Source organism: Paenibacillus lacisediminis, assembly GCF_046567315.2.
On sequence record NZ_JBKIAX020000001.1, the window covers coordinates 403,864 to 419,761 of the forward strand.

16 protein-coding genes are annotated in these 15,898 nt (G+C 52.2%); 11 read left to right on the top strand and 5 right to left on the bottom strand.

Going from position 1 to position 15,898, the window contains the following annotated elements:
- The first annotated feature begins 13 nt into the window (after positions 1–13).
- Together ACLD72_RS01755 and pgmB are read left to right on the top strand one after the other, a co-directional pair.
- Positions 14–1,720 carry a glycoside hydrolase family 3 protein gene (locus tag ACLD72_RS01755; RefSeq protein WP_410994890.1) on the top strand — a complete coding sequence of 569 codons (1,707 nt, stop codon included), beginning with the start codon at positions 14–16 and terminating at the stop codon, positions 1,718–1,720.
- 41 nt (positions 1,721–1,761) lie between these two features.
- Positions 1,762–2,403 (top strand): beta-phosphoglucomutase, encoded by a 642-nt coding sequence (pgmB, locus tag ACLD72_RS01760; RefSeq protein WP_410994889.1) that lies wholly within the window; start codon positions 1,762–1,764, stop codon positions 2,401–2,403.
- Between the two features lie 21 nt (positions 2,404–2,424).
- On the opposite strand, the gene ACLD72_RS01765 is transcribed toward pgmB, so the two are convergent.
- On the bottom strand, positions 2,425–3,540 hold the full coding sequence (locus ACLD72_RS01765) for a GerAB/ArcD/ProY family transporter (RefSeq protein WP_410994887.1): 1,116 nt from the start codon (positions 3,538–3,540) through the stop codon (positions 2,425–2,427).
- A gap of 172 nt (positions 3,541–3,712) precedes the next feature.
- Here ACLD72_RS01765 and ACLD72_RS01770 point away from each other — a divergent pair, with 172 nt between their 5' ends.
- The 3 genes from ACLD72_RS01770 to ACLD72_RS01780 are packed head-to-tail and all read left to right on the top strand — an operon-like array spanning position 3,713 to position 6,690.
- Positions 3,713–5,239, top strand: a complete 1,527-nt coding sequence (locus ACLD72_RS01770; RefSeq protein ID WP_410994886.1) for a spore germination protein — start codon at positions 3,713–3,715, stop codon at positions 5,237–5,239.
- Positions 5,236–6,450, top strand: a complete 1,215-nt coding sequence (locus tag ACLD72_RS01775) for a Ger(x)C family spore germination protein (protein WP_410994884.1) — start codon at positions 5,236–5,238, stop codon at positions 6,448–6,450. The genes ACLD72_RS01770 and ACLD72_RS01775 overlap by 4 nt, the downstream gene beginning before the upstream one ends.
- 6 nt (positions 6,451–6,456) lie before the next feature.
- Positions 6,457–6,690, top strand: a complete 234-nt coding sequence (locus tag ACLD72_RS01780) for a hypothetical protein (protein WP_410994882.1) — start codon at positions 6,457–6,459, stop codon at positions 6,688–6,690.
- A gap of 13 nt (positions 6,691–6,703) precedes the next feature.
- Here ACLD72_RS01780 and ACLD72_RS01785 read toward each other — a convergent pair whose 3' ends face one another.
- Positions 6,704–7,894 (bottom strand): ROK family protein, encoded by a 1,191-nt coding sequence (locus tag ACLD72_RS01785; RefSeq protein WP_410994881.1) that lies wholly within the window; start codon positions 7,892–7,894, stop codon positions 6,704–6,706.
- Between the two features lie 297 nt (positions 7,895–8,191).
- Here ACLD72_RS01785 and ACLD72_RS01790 point away from each other — a divergent pair, with 297 nt between their 5' ends.
- Both ACLD72_RS01790 and ACLD72_RS01795 read left to right on the top strand, forming a co-directional pair.
- On the top strand, positions 8,192–8,803 hold the full coding sequence (locus tag ACLD72_RS01790; protein ID WP_458475498.1) for a chromate transporter: 612 nt from the start codon (positions 8,192–8,194) through the stop codon (positions 8,801–8,803).
- 13 nt (positions 8,804–8,816) lie between these two features.
- On the top strand, positions 8,817–9,350 hold the full coding sequence (locus ACLD72_RS01795) for a chromate transporter (protein WP_410994878.1): 534 nt from the start codon (positions 8,817–8,819) through the stop codon (positions 9,348–9,350).
- Between the two features lie 379 nt (positions 9,351–9,729).
- On the opposite strand, the gene ACLD72_RS01800 is transcribed toward ACLD72_RS01795, so the two are convergent.
- The 3 genes from ACLD72_RS01800 to ACLD72_RS01810 are packed head-to-tail and all read right to left on the bottom strand — an operon-like array spanning position 9,730 to position 11,926.
- Positions 9,730–11,169 carry an erythromycin esterase family protein gene (locus ACLD72_RS01800; RefSeq protein WP_410994877.1) on the bottom strand — a complete coding sequence of 480 codons (1,440 nt, stop codon included), beginning with the start codon at positions 11,167–11,169 and terminating at the stop codon, positions 9,730–9,732.
- A gap of 19 nt (positions 11,170–11,188) precedes the next feature.
- Positions 11,189–11,389 carry a helix-turn-helix transcriptional regulator gene (locus ACLD72_RS01805; RefSeq protein ID WP_128632848.1) on the bottom strand — a complete coding sequence of 67 codons (201 nt, stop codon included), beginning with the start codon at positions 11,387–11,389 and terminating at the stop codon, positions 11,189–11,191.
- A gap of 36 nt (positions 11,390–11,425) precedes the next feature.
- Positions 11,426–11,926 (bottom strand): DUF6773 family protein, encoded by a 501-nt coding sequence (locus ACLD72_RS01810; RefSeq protein ID WP_328272350.1) that lies wholly within the window; start codon positions 11,924–11,926, stop codon positions 11,426–11,428.
- 338 nt (positions 11,927–12,264) lie between these two features.
- On the opposite strand from ACLD72_RS01810, the gene ACLD72_RS01815 reads away from it, so the two are divergent.
- The 4 genes from ACLD72_RS01815 (at position 12,265) to ACLD72_RS01830 (ending at position 15,893) form a co-directional block, all read left to right on the top strand.
- Entirely contained in the window at positions 12,265–13,602 is a 1,338-nt protein-coding gene (locus tag ACLD72_RS01815; protein ID WP_410994876.1) for a PTS sugar transporter subunit IIC, read from the top strand.
- A 42-nt stretch (positions 13,603–13,644) separates the two neighbouring features.
- Positions 13,645–13,956, top strand: a complete 312-nt coding sequence (locus ACLD72_RS01820; RefSeq protein WP_410994874.1) for a PTS lactose/cellobiose transporter subunit IIA — start codon at positions 13,645–13,647, stop codon at positions 13,954–13,956.
- The gene (locus tag ACLD72_RS01825; protein WP_410994872.1) at positions 13,957–14,262 is read left to right on the top strand and encodes a PTS sugar transporter subunit IIB; all 306 of its coding nucleotides are present in this window, start codon (positions 13,957–13,959) and stop codon (positions 14,260–14,262) included.
- 173 nt (positions 14,263–14,435) lie between these two features.
- Entirely contained in the window at positions 14,436–15,893 is a 1,458-nt protein-coding gene (locus ACLD72_RS01830) for a sulfatase-like hydrolase/transferase (RefSeq protein ID WP_458475499.1), read from the top strand.
- Positions 15,894–15,898: the final 5 nt, after the last annotated feature.

Consider the following 15,898-nt stretch of genomic DNA (forward strand, 5'->3'; position numbering starts at 1 on the left):
GGAGCTGAAAAACATGGTGGATTTGAAAGCCAAACCGTTTAATTTAACCACTGAAGATATCGCTTGGGTAGAGCGGACGATCGCTGACATGACGCTGGACGAGAAAGTTGGCCAGCTGTTTTGTCTGGTCGGTTATTCCGATGAAGAAGAATATTTAAAGCGGCTGGCGGCGGATTACAAGGCCGGGGGGCTGATGTGCCGCCCCATGGCTGCGAGCAGTATCGTAAACACGGTGCAAACGCTGCAGCAGAACGCCAAAATTCCACTGCTGATCGCGGCCAACCTGGAGAAAGGCGGTTCCGGCATTGTCACGGAAGGCACCACCGTCGGATCGGTCATGCAGGTGGCCGCCACCGATGACGACGAAATGGCCTACAAGCTCGGCGTCGTCTGCGGCCGCGAAGGTGCGGCGGTTGGCTGCAACTGGGCGTTCGCGCCGATTATCGATATCGATTACAACTTCCGCAACCCGATTACCAATACACGCACGTTTGGCTCCGATCCGGAGCGGGTCCGCCGCATGGGCATCCAGTATGTCAAAGGCGTGCAGCAAAACGGCGTCGCGGCTTCGATCAAGCATTTCCCGGGCGACGGAGTGGACGAGCGCGACCAGCATCTGGTGGAAAGCATCAATTCCTTGTCCTGCGAGGAATGGGACGCTACCTACGGCGCCGTGTACAAAGCCTGCATCGAGGAAAGCGCGATGACGGTGATGGTTGGCCACATCCTGCAGCCGGCCTACAGCCGCAAGCTGAATCCGGCGCTCAAGGATCACGAGATTTTGCCGGCCTCCTTGTCCTATGAATTGGTGACGAAGCTGCTTAAAGAGCAGCTCGGCTTTAACGGCCTGGTAGTGACTGATGCTTCGACGATGGCGGGGATGATGATTTCGATGCCGCGGTCGCAAGCCGTACCGCGGGCGATCGCCGCGGGCTGCGATATGTTCTTGTTCTGCCGCAGCCTGGAGGAAGATTTCGGCTATATGAAGCAAGGCATCGAGGACGGCATCATCACCGAGGAGCGCCTGAATGAAGCGTTGACCCGGATTTTGGGACTGAAAGCGGCATTGAAGCTGCACCGCAAGCAAGCGGAGGGCACGCTCGCGCCCAAGCTGGAGGAAGCGCTCAAGGTGCTGGGCACGGAGGAACACCGGCAATGGTCGGTCGAGTGCGCGGATAAGGCGGTCACTCTCGTTAAAGAAGAGAACGGGGTGCTGCCGATCCATCCCGATAAATACAAGCGCGTCTTGTTCTATGATATCGAATCCCAGCAAGGGGTGGCGTACAGCGCACGCGTCGGGGCCGCCGAGTTGTTTAAGGAGAAGCTGAAGAACGAAGGATTCGAGGTGGCCACGTTCGAGGTGAATCCCGGGTTTGAAGGCATGATGTCATCCCAAAGCGAGGTACTCGGCAAGTATGATCTGATCATATACCTGGCCAATATGGTGACCAAAAGCAACCAAACGGTGGTGCGCATCGAATGGAAGCAGCCGATGGGGGCCAACGTCCCGGCTTTTATGACCACCATTCCGACTTTGTTCATTTCGGTCGAGAATCCGTACCACCTGCTTGACGTGCCGCGGGTGAAAACTTTTATTAACGCCTATAATTCCAACGACAACGTGCTGCAGGCGCTGATCGACAAGCTGATGGGCCGGTCGGAGTTCAAAGGGACAAGCCCGGTTGATGCCTTCTGTGGTTTGTGGGACGCCAGATTGTAAGTGTGCAGATTGTAAGTGAGGGATCAGGAGGAGAGAGCAGCATGAATCGGCGGTATCAAGCGGTGATTTTCGATTTGGACGGAGTGATCGTCTCCACGGACCATTATCACTTTCTGGCGTGGTCCCAGCTGGCCTGGCAAGAGGGGATTGAATTTAACGAGCAAATCAACCACCGGCTGCGCGGCGTCAGCCGCATGGAAAGTTTGGAGATTATTTTGGAAAAGGCAAGCAAACGTTATACGCCTGTGGAGAAGCTGGAGCTGGCCGAGCGGAAAAACGAGGTTTACCGCAGCCTGTTGGGCGATCTGACCGCTGGCGATATGCTGCCGGGGGTGGCGGATACTTTATCCGCTCTCCGCGAGCGGGGCTATAAAGTCGCCATTGGTTCGTCCAGCAAAAATACGCCGGTGATCCTGGAGCGGATCGGCTTGTCCGGTTATTTTGACGCGGTGGCGGACGGAAACGGGATCAAGCACAGCAAACCGGACCCGGAGGTGTTTCTGCTGGCGGCCGGCAAGCTTGGCGTTCCGCCCGCAGCATGCCTTGTCGTTGAAGATGCGGAGGCCGGAGTCGTCGCGGCCAAACGCGGCGGCATGGCGGCAGCGGCCATCGGCGAGGCGCGAAGCTGTAAAGAAGCGGATTATTCGCTGGAGTCGATAGCGGACTTGTTGCTTTATGTTTAGGGTGGGGATATCCCCCGCTACTTACGTTTTTTGCTGCTGCAATCGGCTCCTGGACTTTCTGACATAATAAACAATCATCAGCAGCAAAGGGAGCACAAAGCCGATGGTGAAATCCCAGTCCACCCAAGTGGCTGGGATTCTTTTCATGTAGAAAATAATATCTTCCGAGACCAGCTGCGAAAGTCCAAACAAGAGGAAACCAACCGGGAAAATTAAAGAACGGAAATTTTTCAGGTTAAACAGCTGGGCGGTACCGAGCGTAAAGGCGTAGAAATACAGCGCCGTTTTGAAATAAGTGGTGATGATCCACACGATGGCCATAAGCGCTTCGATTCTTTGCAGGAAGTTGCCGATGTTGATTTTTTGGGCCAAAATATAGGCGGCGTAAAATTGATGCTCGGACAGATATACTCCCAGAACGGTAATGGACAGAAATAAAATCAGATTCAGGATGGACGCTCCGATAATCATGGAGAGAAAGATATCTCTGTTGGTAGTCCTACTCAGCTTGACGTACGGATGCACCATCTGAAATACCATCATTTCGCCAAACGGATAACTGATGCCAAACAACACGGAGTGCAGCAATTTGGGCAAAGGCGTATTCATGATCGGGAACAGATGCTCCAGTTGGACCTGCGGGAGCAGCAGAATCATCAATGAAGCCATAAACAGCACGAACAGCGGCAAAAATATTTCGGCAGCCCTGCCAAGCGTCTCGAGACCAAGGCGGAGGCCGTATACCACCAGAATCAAAGTCATGACACGAAAAACGGCGCCAGGAGTCGCTTCAAAAATTTGCGTACACATGAAATCCTCGATTTCACGAAGGTAGATGGCTGTCGCTATCAGAAAGAAAAACAAATAAAACAGGTTGACTGCGGTTCCGGCCCATTTTCCTAATATTTTGTTAATTTTTTCGATAAGGTTCAGCTGGGGGTAAAAATAATGTACCCTGATCGGAATCGCTATGCCGGCGAGTCCCAGCGGCAGGCTGATTAAACCGGCGATCCAGGCGTCCTGATGCGAGTCGGTCGTCATGGTTAAGGGATAAATCAGCGCCATGTCGCCAACAAACACAAAAAGGGCAAGCACGGCCAGCTGTCTTGAAGATAAGCGCCCTTTTTCCAAGCTCATGTCCCATACCTCCTTCGACCTGTAGAGTTTTTCCGGCTGGGTACCTCATTTCAGCGGCAGTCTGTGCTAGTATGCCGGAAATGAACAGACAGTATGCTCCTGCCCTGGATTTTTTCGGAATAATAATGGCCGATTCGACCAAAATAAGCAAAAAGAACTTGGGTGAACTAGAGTGGATAAATCTACAAGCCTTAAAGGTCAATTGCTGTCCAGTCTGCAGGAGAACGAAATCCTGCTGCAACAAGCGCTTGGCGGGAGCACGGATCTGGTGAAAAAGAAGCTGATTTTGGGCACAAACACGGAGCTGGCCTTGTTTTATATCGATGGTCTGGTAGATACCGGCATCCTGCACAATTCCATCCTTTACTCGCTGACTGAACGGGGATTCTCCGAAAATGATGACCTGAAAAAGCGGAATGCCGAACAAAAGCTTGGGCTTCTCAAGGATTATATTCTGATGGCTGGAGATATAAAGGAAATCGCCGATTACGACAAGCTGCTGCATGATCTTTTGTCGGGATGCATCATCCTGCTGCTGGAAGGAGCAAACAACGCGCTGCGGATCGCGCTTCCCGGCTGGGAAGACCGCAATGTCGGCGAACCCAGCTCACAGGCGGTTGTACGCGGTCCGATGGAGGGGTTTACCGAGAGATTGCGTACCAACACGGCGCTGATCCGGCGGAAAATCAAGGATCGGCATTTATGGCTCGAGACGTTTCAAATCGGCAAGGTAACCCAAACCGATGTGGCCATTATGTATCTGGACAACATTGTCAACGCGGAAATCGTTAATGAAGTTAAACGGCGTCTGCATAAGATCGACACGGACAGTATCTTGGAAAGCGGCTATATCGAAGAATTCATTCAGGACACGGCCGTTACCCCGTTTCCCACGATCTATAATTCCGATCGTCCCGATACGATCGCGGCGGGGATTTTGGAAGGAAAAGTGGCCATTCTGGTGGACGGAACACCGTTTGTTTTGCTTGTCCCCTCTTTCTTTTTGAATTTCTTCCAATCCGCCGAAGATTATTACCAGCGGGCGGATATCGCCACTTTGCTGAGATTCATCCGGTATTTGGCATTTTTTATCGCGATGTTGGCTCCAGCGCTTTATGTGGCCATTACAACGTATCACCAGGAGATGATTCCCACCACCCTCGTGATCAGCTTGGCCGCGCAAAGGGAGACGGTGCCTTTTCCAGCATTTGTCGAAGCGATGCTCATGGAGGTCATCTATGAAGTTTTACGCGAGGCTGGCGTAAGAATACCGAAGAACATCGGCCAGGCCATCTCCATTGTAGGGACCCTGGTTATCGGACAAGCGGCCGTAGAGGCGGGTTTTATCTCATCCGCCATGGTCATCATCGTGTCCGTTACGGCGATTTCCAGCTTTGTGATTCCGGAGACGGGGATGTCCATCACCGCACGGATCATCCGTTTTGTCCTGATGGCGCTGGGGGCGTTTATGGGAGTGTTTGGCATTTTGTTCGGCATTTTTATGATCGTGCTGCATTTGGCCGGGCTGCGGTCTTTTGGCATGCCTTATATGAGTCCGCTTGGACCTTATATTCAAAGCGATTTGAAGGATTCCGTTTTCCGTTTTCCTTGGCCGAAGTTAACAACGAGACCCAAGCAAACTGAGCCAGGCGACCTGAACCGGCAAGGACAAACCGGGGGGAGGAACCGTAAGCCATGATGCGAACGCTGAAATCAACCCTGTGCGGGTTCATGCTGATTATTTTGCTGCCTGCTTTGCTGAGCGGTTGTTGGGAAAGGAAAGAACTCAATGAGCTGGCTTTTGTCCTGGGGTACGGATTGGATAAGGAAGGAGACCAATTTAAAGTATCGATGCAGGTGGTTATTCCTTCGGAGATCGCCACATCCACCACCGCAAAGGGAGGCGGAACGCCGGTCACCGTTTACGATTTTAAAGTTAAGACCATTTACGAAGCCTTGCATGAATTCACTTTAGCGAGCTCCAGGTCAAGTTACTTGGGGCATATCCGCGTATTGGTGCTTGGCGAGGAGTTGGCCCGGGACGGCATCGGCAAGGTGCTGGATGTCATTCTAAGAAGCCGCGAGCCACGGTCGGATTTCTATATCATGGTAGCGCGGGATGCCCAGGCTTCCGAAGTGCTGCAGTTTTTGACGCCGCTGGACAAATTACCGGCCAACCGGCTGTTTTATTCCTTGCAGAAATCGTCCAAGGCAACCGCCAGAACCACGCCCGTTACCATTGACAAACTGGTTGACCGTTTGGTATCCGAGGGGAGAAACGTCGCGCTGTCGGGCGTAGAGATTGTTGGCGACCGTTCCGTGGACGGGGGGGCGAAAAACCTAGAAAGCACGAGGCCCAAAGCAAGCTTGCTGCTTCGCGGCCTTGGCGTGTTTAGAAAGGACAAGCTGCTCGGATGGCTCAATGAAATGGAAACGATAGGTTATAACTATATCATGGGTGAAGTCAGCGGGAGTGCCGGTCCGGTAATGGGGGAGGACGGACAACCCATCGTGATGGAGGTGCTCCGATCTTCAACCAAACGCAAGGTCAAAATCATCGACGGGGAACCGCATATTTATATTACCGTCCGCGCTACAGTCAATATTGAGAGCACACAGAGCACGGATCGGCTGGATGACGACCGGATGATCAGAGAATTGGAGAAAAAGTCGGAAGAACGGATCATTTACCTTATGGAAAATGCGGCCGATCATATTATGGAGAAATACAATTCCGATATTTTGGGGTTTGGCCAACTGATTTACCAATCCCATCCGAAGGTGTGGGAGAAGCTGAAGGAAGAACGGGAAACTTACCTAAAAACGCTGCCCGTGCATTATCAAGCTTCCGTACATATCAACCGGATTGGCACCATCGATAAATCATTTCAGGATGACATAAAGGGGTGAGGCCAAATGAAGGACTTTCTGGCGGTGCTGCTGGTTGCCGCATGCTGTATAGCGATTGACCTGCCTTCCTTGGCCCGCTCCCGCCGATTCGGCCAGCTTGCCGTTTTCATCCTGCTCTGGATAGCCGGCATTTCGGCAACACTATGCACTGTATTCAAGGTGCAGGTTCCCAGCCCGCTTTATATCATCATTTGGTTGTATACCCCTGTCAATGATTTGTTTCAGCGTATGTTAGGATGAAACTTTTCGCGAGCTAGTTTCCTTCCCACTCCTGCAGCATCATCACGGCCGCCCCGGTGGCCACGGCCTCCTCAAGCAGCAGACCTTGCGTAAACACCGGGCTGTACTCGGGATAATGGTAGGTGTTTTTCTTGGCGATCTCCAGCGCGGTATCAAACACGAGCGGATGCGCGCCAACGAGCGGACCGCCTAATATGACGTATTCGGGATGCAGCGCATTGATCAGGTTGGCCAGTCCGATCCCCAGATAAGCGGCCGTTTCCATAAACTGCTCTTTAACCAGCGGATCATCTTGCGCCAGGGCGTCAACCAGTGTGGCAAAGTTGACCTGGTCCGGCGAAATGCCGGAGAGCAAGCCGCCACGTCCGATTTTTAGCTGGGTGCGCACGCGCTCCTCCAGCGCCGGCACCGACACGAAAGCCTCCAATGCCCCGTAATTGCCTTTTTCCCGCAGCCTTGGCCCATTGGCCTGAATGATCATCTGGCCGATCGCCCCTTCGGTATCCACGGCCCCGCGCAGAATCTGGCCGTCCGACATCGCGGCCGACCGAATGTTAACGCCGGAGTGTACGTAAAGGGCATGCTGGATGTTTTCGGTCCGCAGCGCCCAATGCTCGCCGATTAACGCGGTGTTTGCCCCGTTATCGAGTTTTGCCGGAAATTCCAGGCGCTCCGCAAGCATTTCGCAAATCGGCACATTGCTCCAGGAGGGGGCGGGGAAAAATTCCGGTTCAAGGATGATTCCTTTCCGCTGATCCAGCGGGCCGACCGCCCCGATCCCCATGCCCAAGACATCGCCGGGCGAGATGCCGTGTTGGGCCAGAAATTCGCGGGCGTTGGCCGCAACATGATCGACAAACAGCTCAGGCGTCATCTGGTCGTCCATTTTCCAACGGGTCAGGGACAAGGTGTTGATATGCATATCGTATAGTCCCAGCGTGGAATAAAGGCGGGAAATTTCCAAGCCGAACAGGTAGCGGTACGTAGGATTGGTTTGAAACAAAATCGGCTTTCTTCCGCCGGTGGAGTGGCCAAGTCCGGAGACGATGATCAGCCCCTGGGAGGTCATCTCCTCAAGCAAGCGCGTCATGCTGCTGCTGGTGAGCGAAAAATCGTTCAACAAATCAGCTTTGGAGACGGTCCCGAGATAGGAAATTCGATCGTAAACTTGTTTTTTTATCGAAGGATTGGAATGAGTAATCATAACGTTCGTTTCTCCATTTCCAAGTTAATTAGTCGGGATATCACAAGTATAACGGCAACTTTGTGTTATTTCCAGTTAATTTCATCAGAATAATCAACATAATTCCTATTTGAAATTATGTTGGGTGAAAAACGCCGCTCGGAAGCCTTTGGAATGAGCGTATTTTGATATATTTTATAAAATTATCATAACTTTAATCCAAAATGAAATTAATGTGTTATAATGCTTGTAGCTTCTAGTAAAACATGACGAGACAGAAAAGGGTGAGTTCGGATGAACCACACGCTAACCCAGCGCATGAACACTTTATGGCAAATCTTCTGCGTATTCTTAAAAATAGGGCCATCCACGTTTGGGGGCGGCTACGCGATGATCGCGACGATCGAAGAGGAGATCGTTCATAGAAAAGGGTGGATGAACCAAGAAGAAATGGGGGACATGGTGTCCATTTCAGGGTCCGCCCCCGGCGGCGTGGCCGTCAATTCCGCGGCTTTCATCGGCTATCGGCTGGGCGGAATCCCCGGCGCCGTGACGGCTGTGACCGCGATTACGCTGCCTACGTTTATCATCGTTTTTCTCCTAAGCCTATTAAATTACATTTTCAAAGATAACGCCAAAGTGGCAGCCGCATTAAAAGGCATTCACGCCGCGGTCGTTTCCCTGATCATCGTAGCCGCCTTTAAGATGTGGAAATCCTCCGTTCTGGATACGGCCACGCTGGTGATCGCGGGAATCGCGGTCGTGCTCCTCCTATTTACCGGCATTCATTCGTTTTATCTTATTCTGGGGGGGCCGATCGCCGGGATCATCGTCGTGTTGATTAAGCGAAAATTCGGGATGACCGTGCGGACGGAAAAGGCGCGGAACGAGGAAAAACAGGAGCTTCATTTCCCGGAATACTACATCTAAAGGGTGATCATCGATGCTTTGGCAGCTGTTTTTGGTCTTTATCAAGGTAGGGCTCATTTCCTTTGGCGGCGGTTACGCCGTCATGACGCTGATCCAGCGGGAGGTGGCCGCCATGGGATGGGTGGAAGCCGGGGAGTTTCAGGAGATCGTTGCTTTGGCGGGGATGGCCCCGGGTTCTATCGCCACCAATGCCGCCACGCTGATCGGGTATTCACAGGCGGGCATTTTGGGAGCGATCGTGGCCACGGTTGGCATCATTTTGCCGTCGCTTATTATCGTCATCCTGCTTACGGCCTTCTTCCTGAAACTGCAGAGCAACGATTGGGTCAAATCATCGTTTTATGGCTTGCGTCCAATCGTTACTGGCCTGATTATTTACGCCGCCATCCACTTCGGACTCAGCGGGCGGAGCGAACCTTTGCTGAGCTGGTCCATGGCCGGAACGCTGCTGATCATTACCGGAAGTCTTGCCTTGGTGACCAAATACAAAGTTCATCCCTTTGCGGTTATTTTGCTGTCCGCCGTCGCGGGAATCGTGCTGTTTTAAAACAGGGTCCTCCTAATTCGCTGATTAGGAAGCCCCTGTTGATTTTTTGCGTTAATTGGAGATTCAAAACCCAAAGCGGCGCTTGACCCAACAATCATAGAGACTTCTGCAAAAAACATAGGGGCAAAAAACGTCGTTATTTCAGAGATATCCGTCAAATGGAGGGGAATAGAGGAAATTTATGTCGCTATTTTCCCCCGTCGCAAGGAAATTCCAGCGTTCTGGACCATTCTTAGGAATATAAGTACATAAAATGCCGCTAATGGGGATGAACATGCCAGGCTCTGAATAATAAGCACATAAATGTCCGCTACTTTGAAGGCTGACGCTTGGTCCGCCCCAGTAGCCGGCTCTCAAGCGCCGGTTTCTAGGTTGAGCCTTAATTGGCTGCGCTCGGTTTCGAGGTTAAGTATTGCGGCGGGTTCACACCATCGATCAGCAAAAGGCCGTCGTATTGATCGCGGGGGACCAGGCCTTCCGGGATGATGCCCCAGCTGTAAGCAAACCGCGGCTCGAACATCCAGGAGTTCCCGCGCTCTCTGCTTTGGTAACGCAAATCGACGAACGTATACGGCGTCTTGGCCGCGGACAGGATCGATTCGACCGAACCGGGCTTCAGCGGAAGCACGTCGTGCACGGTTTTGCTGTTGTCCGCCGTTTTGCCGCTGGCTGGATACAGACCGATGACATAGCTGTATTTTTTCATTTCATCCGGGAGCAGTTCGCCCATCAGTTTCACCGGGTACGGCGTGCCCATGACTTCGCTGTGCGCTTTGCGGATATGGTCGTTATGCGCCCAGACGATAAATTTCTCCGTTGGATACACCTCGGTGACCAGCCACAGCAGATTGTCGAGCATCGTCTTGTCCCGCCATTCCATCGATTCGAAAAACGGGGCGTAGTCTCCTGTCTGCATCCCGAGATTGGCGCGAATCGAAATTTCGGCGTATTCTTTGGCGAAACGGATGCGTTCGTTTAGGCCTCGCTCCAGCAGCACCGGAAGTTTAGCGTTGTCCGGATAGCGCTCTTTCAAGGCAGCCTGCGTTTTCGCGGATTTTAAATCTTTTAAAATATCGCTATAAACCCGGATAATTCCGTTTTTGTCCTTCTTATATCCGTTCAGATCGCTGCCGTTCGAATAATCGGACAACTTCTGCTCCGTGTCCGCCAGGCGCTCTGCCATGGCCTTGTCCTGCAGCCAGCCACCGTCCAGCAGGGGATACTGCATCTGCATGTCGAATCCCGTTAAGGCGAGAGGCTGGCCGCTTTGTTGCGTAGCTTTGATGTAATCGAACAACGGCAGCGTCTCCTTGGACCACCAGACGCCAATAATCGCGTCCTTCATCGTCTGCTCCGCGCTTTGGGCAGCCGACTTGCCGTAGGCCAGCGAGGTGTCCGCCAGTCCGCTTTCAAAAGCGAGGACATTATATCCCATTTCTTCGTGAAGGAATTGAATCAGTCTCGTTTTGGCCAGATTAAATTCCCCCACGCCGTGGGAGCTTTCCCCGAGAAAAACGATCCGTTTGTCCAGCAGCAGCGGCTTTAACATGCTCAGATCTTGAAAAGCCTTGCTCCGGTCGGCGCTTGCGTCCACAGGCTGAATCGTCTCCAGCTTGTAGGCATGATCGTTAGCCCACGCTTCCCAGTCCTTGATTTTGTCTTCGGCCGTGCGGGCGGGACCGGAGGCGATGACTGTACCTTGAATACCCTGGCTGCTCTCGCCGGATGCGGCCTTCGTTTCCGGAATGAGCGCGGACCCCAGAAAAATCGCCGTAATTAAACTCAGCGTAAGCGTGCGTTTGAAAGTCTGTTGTTTCATAAACATAATTTCCTCCATCCTAAGAATCCTCTTCCCAAAACAGCTCGTCAAGCGTGCGGGACAACGCCTTGCAGATGGCGATGCACAAGCTGAGGGTGGGATTGTATTTGCCTAGTTCGATCAAGCCGATCGTTTGCCGCGACACGCCTACGATCTTCGCCAGTTCTTCCTGGGACAGGTCTTTTTCGACCCGGGCCATCTTTAATCGGATATTTTTCATGCAAAATCACCTGTCTCCCTTCCCTTGGCCGCCGGGTTACTCTTGGTCACTTTGCGATGCTCTGCGGCTCAGCTTGTTGGCCATAAAATGCATCAGCGTCAAGCCTCCGGCAAAAAGCGGAATATACATCGCGATCGAAAACAAAAATACCAACACAAAGTACTTTAGGTAAGTGTTCTCATCGCCGTACAGGGCGGCGCTCCGGATGCTAATCAGCAGCGCCAGCACAAGTCCGATGGCGAGCCCCGTAAATAAAGTGCGTTTACCGTAGGAACGCTTGCCGCTTTGTTCATAAACCTCGACCTCATCCGAATAAATGCCGAGCGCGATGCTGCGGACGCCGTAATACAAGCTGCTTGCCAGCAGGATGATGACTTCGAGAAGCACGGATTGTTCACCGCGGTAGGCAAAGGTCTTCCAAAGGACGGAGACGCTGCAAATGATCGCGATCAGCACGTAAATTTCCTTATAGATCCGGTTTTTTAACTGCTCAATGCGCTCATCGCGGACCGTTCCTTTTTTGTCGAACCATTTCATCGTGATGTCTCCTTTCAGATTTGCTTAGTCACAGTATAAAACATATATCGGACATTTTGCAATATATATATGTCATTTTGCTAATTTAAATATCGTTCGGCTGATGTGGCATTCATCGCGTTTTTTCCGTTTGATTCGGAAAAAACGCAAATTGAATGCGCTGTCATTGCTAATATAATTGAACTATAACAACAAAAGCTTATGCTTTCGAAGTGAGTTTTGCTTGAAGCTCATTCAGGAAGTAACGCTCACAAAACTAAGCCTATGCTTCCGAAGCGAGTTTTGTACGAAGTCGATCCAGGAAGTAAACGCTCACAAAACTTTAAGGAGGGTCTGCAATGTTCGACAGAATGTTGGAGCGTATTGAGGGAATCATGGCACCGGTTGCGGACTGGGCGTCAAACAATCGCTATTTGCGTTCGATCATGACGGCCATTTTATCCACGCTTACACTTACGATCGTCGGAGCGATCGCCGTGATCATCGGCAAACCTCCCATCCCGCAAGTCATTCTGGAATCATCCGGGTTCATTCCGTCCCTGCTCCAGGGCTGGGCGGCGTGGGGCGAACAAAATGCCTGGCTTCGCGGCATCAACGATATTTCCACGGGCATCATTGGCATCGCTTTCACGTTGGCTTTTACTTTTAACTTGGCGCGGCACTACAAATTAAATGAAACCGGAGCCGTCATCAACAGCGCGATGATATATTTCATGCTCGTCGGCCAGCCGCAAACGGTGATGATTAACGATGCGCCTACGCTTCAGGTGGCGATGTCGGCGTTTGGCTCATCCGGTATCTTTTCGGGAATTGTGATCACGATCATTACCGTCGAGCTGATCCGTTTCTTTCAAACAAAAAAGATCGGGTTCCGCTTTCCCGATTCCGTCCCAAATTATGTGCAGACGTCATTCAACGCCATTCTTCCCGGCATTGCGGCGGTCGCCACGTTCGTAGGTCTGGACAAGCTTTTGCTCGCTTTGACGGGCGCTCATTTATCGCAGTTGATCACCAATTTGTTCGGACCGCTCGTGCATAACTTTGACAACGTCTATATGGTCGGGTTTTTCATGGTGCTGATCAATTTGTTCTGGTTTCTGGGCATTCACGGCGGAAGCATTGTTATGCCGATCATACTGCCGATCGAAATCCAAAATATCGTTTCCAACCTGAACAATTATTCGGCGGGCCTGCCATATGACAAGGTGTTTACGACGCCTGTTCATTTCGGCTTTATCGCCATCGGCGGCGCCGGGGTGTTTGCTTTGGCCCTGCTGAACACCCGCAGTAAGTCCAAAGGGCTTCGCCAAGTCGGGAAGATTGGCATTTTGCCGGCCATATTCAATATCAGTGAACCGACGATGTTCGGTACGCCGATCCCGCTAAATACCAGACTGTTGATTCCGTTTCTGCTGGTGCCTGCGGTCAATACGGTGATTACCTATGCGGCTTTTCACTGGTTCGATATGCTTAACGCACCAATCCTGAACGTGCCGGCGCAAACGCCGGTGATCCTGATCGCCATGGCCGCGTCGGCTTCGGTGAAGGCCGGTCTGGTGGCGCTCTTCATCATTGTGGTGGATATGGTCATCTATTATCCGTTTTACAAACGCCTTGAGAGCAAAATGGTGGCCGAGGAACAGGAAGAGGAACGTCTAGCCGCGACAGGGGAATGAACGCCAAGCTACATCTTAAATTTGAATAAAGGATGAATGGGAATGGAGACTAATCATGAAATCAATCTGGAACAAATTTGCATGGAAATGATCTCGTCAAGCGGGATGGCCCGGGGACTTCTCCTGGAAGCGATGGACTATGTCAAACCGAAAAATGAAGAGAAAATACGGGAACTGTTCGAGGAGGCAAACTCCTTGCTGCGCCAGGCACATCGCAGTCAAACCTCGCTGATGACCGGCGAGTCCAACGGCCAAAAGGTCGAGCTGTCCGTATTGGTGGTTCATGCCCAAGACCATTTGATGACAACCCTGACGATTCGCGATTTGGTTGAAAAATTAACGGAGGTGCTTTAAATGAATATTTTGTTGGTTTGCGCAGGCGGAATTTCCACCAGTATTCTGGAGAAAAGCATTCGCGACGCATTCGGTCCGGAGCGGGCGGACTGGAAGGTAGAAGCGCATCCGGTGGATCAGTTGGAAGCTTTAATCGACGATTTCGACGTAGTGCTGCTTGGCCCGCAGATTCGCCATAAACTGCGCTCGGTGGACAAAACATGCGCGGCCAAAGGCAAGCCGTGCGAGGTGATCGACAGCCGCGACTACGCCCTGTCCAAAGGGGATAAGGTGCTTAAGCGGGCGCTGGAACTGGTGCAAGCTTAACTTTTAGAGGTTGTTCAAAAAGTCGTCCTCCTATGACGAAGTAGTTCGAGAAACCCGGCTTTTTGAACGCGCACTTTTTGGAGGTTTTGAACACGCAATTTTATAGAACAAAGGAGGGGAAAAGTCCAAGTGTGAAGCAAGCCGGAGGTGCAGCTTCACCACTTGGGCTACCTATGCCGAAGAAACCAAATATTGTCATGGTCGTCGCCGACCAATGGAGAGCCGATTCCATCGGCTACACCGGCTGCGCAGCGGCCGTCACGCCTAACCTGGACGAGCTGGCCAAGGAAGGGGTCAGCTTCTCCAACGTGTATTGCCAGCTTCCGGTCTGCGTGCCGAGCCGTTGCTCGTTTCTGTCCGGATGGTATCCGCATACGCGGGGATTCCGCACGATGCATCACTTAATGGGGCCGGAAGAGGCCAATATTTTGCGGACGCTGAAACAAGGCGGTTATCATGTATACTGGGGCGGAAGGAACGATTTCCTGCGTGCTGACGCGGACGCCTTCGACTACTGTTCGACCAGGGACGACCGGTACAGAGCATTTTTTCAGCAAATGAGGGAACGAAAAGCGCAGCAGCAAGCAGCGGCAGCTGAGCCGGGGATCAGCTCCAAGGAATACGATTATTCCCACTTCCGCGGGGTGATTGAGGACGACAAGCGGATCGACCGGGAGCAAATGGAACATGCGATTGAATTTGTGGAAGGTTATGAACAGGAGGATCCGTTTTGCCTTTATTTGGCGCTGGCGTTGCCGCATCCCCCGTACGCCGTAACCCGGGAGTGGTACGACCGGATCGATGGGGAGAAGGTACCGGCCCCCGTTCGCCTCACCGAAGACGAGTGGGCCAAGAAACCGGCGATTTTGCGGGGCATCCGCCGCAATCAGAAGCTGTACGAATGGTCTGACGAGCGTTTGCAGGAAATGAAGCGGGTATACTATGCGATGGGTACGGAACTGGACGCCTATATCGGACGGCTGCTGGAGGCGCTTAAGGCGAAAGGTATTTATGACGACACGCTCGTTGTTTTTTTCAGCGATCACGGCGATTATACGGGCGATTACGAAATTGCCGAGAAAAACCAAAATACGTTTGAAGATATGCTGACCCGGGTCCCACTCATCATCAAGCCGCCGGCAAGCATCGAAGTTAAGCCGCGCAATACCTCCGCGCTGACCGAACTGATCGACATCCAGGCTACATTGCTGGATTTGCTGGAAATTACGCCGGACTATACCCATTTCGGCAAATCGCTGCGCCGGGTGCTGGAAGGGGAGGATGAGCTGCGGGACGTCGTGTTTGCCGAAGGCGGGCGCCTTGAGGGAGAAAACCATTGCATGGACGCCGGGCACGCGCCGGGCAATGAATATTGGGCCAGAACGGTAGAGCAGGAGCAGTTGCCTCAGCATACCAAAGCGATGATGATTCGCGATCAGAAATATAAATACGTTTACCGGCATTACGAGCAAGACGAGTTTTACGATATGGAGCAGGACCCTTATGAACGGAACAACTTGATCGATGACCCGGCATACGCACCGCTGGTCGCCAAGTTTAAAGAACGGATGCTTAAGTTTTTTTTCGAAACGGGGGATGTCGTTCCGCACCGGTATGACCAGAGGACATAAATGAT

What these genes read in the sequence shown, in the direction of transcription:
- ACLD72_RS01790 (WP_458475498.1), top strand. Translation starts at nt 8,192, where the DNA reads ATGAACACTTTATGGCAAATCTTCTGCGTATTCTTAAAAATAGGGCCA.
- ACLD72_RS01805 (WP_128632848.1), bottom strand. Translation starts at nt 11,389, where the DNA reads ATGAAAAATATCCGATTAAAGATGGCCCGGGTCGAAAAAGACCTGTCC.
- ACLD72_RS01765 (WP_410994887.1), bottom strand. Translation starts at nt 3,540, where the DNA reads ATGAGCTTGGAAAAAGGGCGCTTATCTTCAAGACAGCTGGCCGTGCTT.
- pgmB (WP_410994889.1), top strand. Translation starts at nt 1,762, where the DNA reads ATGAATCGGCGGTATCAAGCGGTGATTTTCGATTTGGACGGAGTGATC.
- ACLD72_RS01775 (WP_410994884.1), top strand. Translation starts at nt 5,236, where the DNA reads ATGATGCGAACGCTGAAATCAACCCTGTGCGGGTTCATGCTGATTATT.
- ACLD72_RS01825 (WP_410994872.1), top strand. Translation starts at nt 13,957, where the DNA reads ATGAATATTTTGTTGGTTTGCGCAGGCGGAATTTCCACCAGTATTCTG.
- ACLD72_RS01820 (WP_410994874.1), top strand. Translation starts at nt 13,645, where the DNA reads ATGGAGACTAATCATGAAATCAATCTGGAACAAATTTGCATGGAAATG.
- ACLD72_RS01795 (WP_410994878.1), top strand. Translation starts at nt 8,817, where the DNA reads ATGCTTTGGCAGCTGTTTTTGGTCTTTATCAAGGTAGGGCTCATTTCC.
- ACLD72_RS01785 (WP_410994881.1), bottom strand. Translation starts at nt 7,894, where the DNA reads ATGATTACTCATTCCAATCCTTCGATAAAAAAACAAGTTTACGATCGA.
- ACLD72_RS01755 (WP_410994890.1), top strand. Translation starts at nt 14, where the DNA reads ATGGTGGATTTGAAAGCCAAACCGTTTAATTTAACCACTGAAGATATC.
- ACLD72_RS01780 (WP_410994882.1), top strand. Translation starts at nt 6,457, where the DNA reads ATGAAGGACTTTCTGGCGGTGCTGCTGGTTGCCGCATGCTGTATAGCG.
- ACLD72_RS01815 (WP_410994876.1), top strand. Translation starts at nt 12,265, where the DNA reads ATGTTCGACAGAATGTTGGAGCGTATTGAGGGAATCATGGCACCGGTT.
- ACLD72_RS01810 (WP_328272350.1), bottom strand. Translation starts at nt 11,926, where the DNA reads ATGAAATGGTTCGACAAAAAAGGAACGGTCCGCGATGAGCGCATTGAG.
- ACLD72_RS01800 (WP_410994877.1), bottom strand. Translation starts at nt 11,169, where the DNA reads ATGAAACAACAGACTTTCAAACGCACGCTTACGCTGAGTTTAATTACG.
- ACLD72_RS01830 (WP_458475499.1), top strand. Translation starts at nt 14,436, where the DNA reads ATGCCGAAGAAACCAAATATTGTCATGGTCGTCGCCGACCAATGGAGA.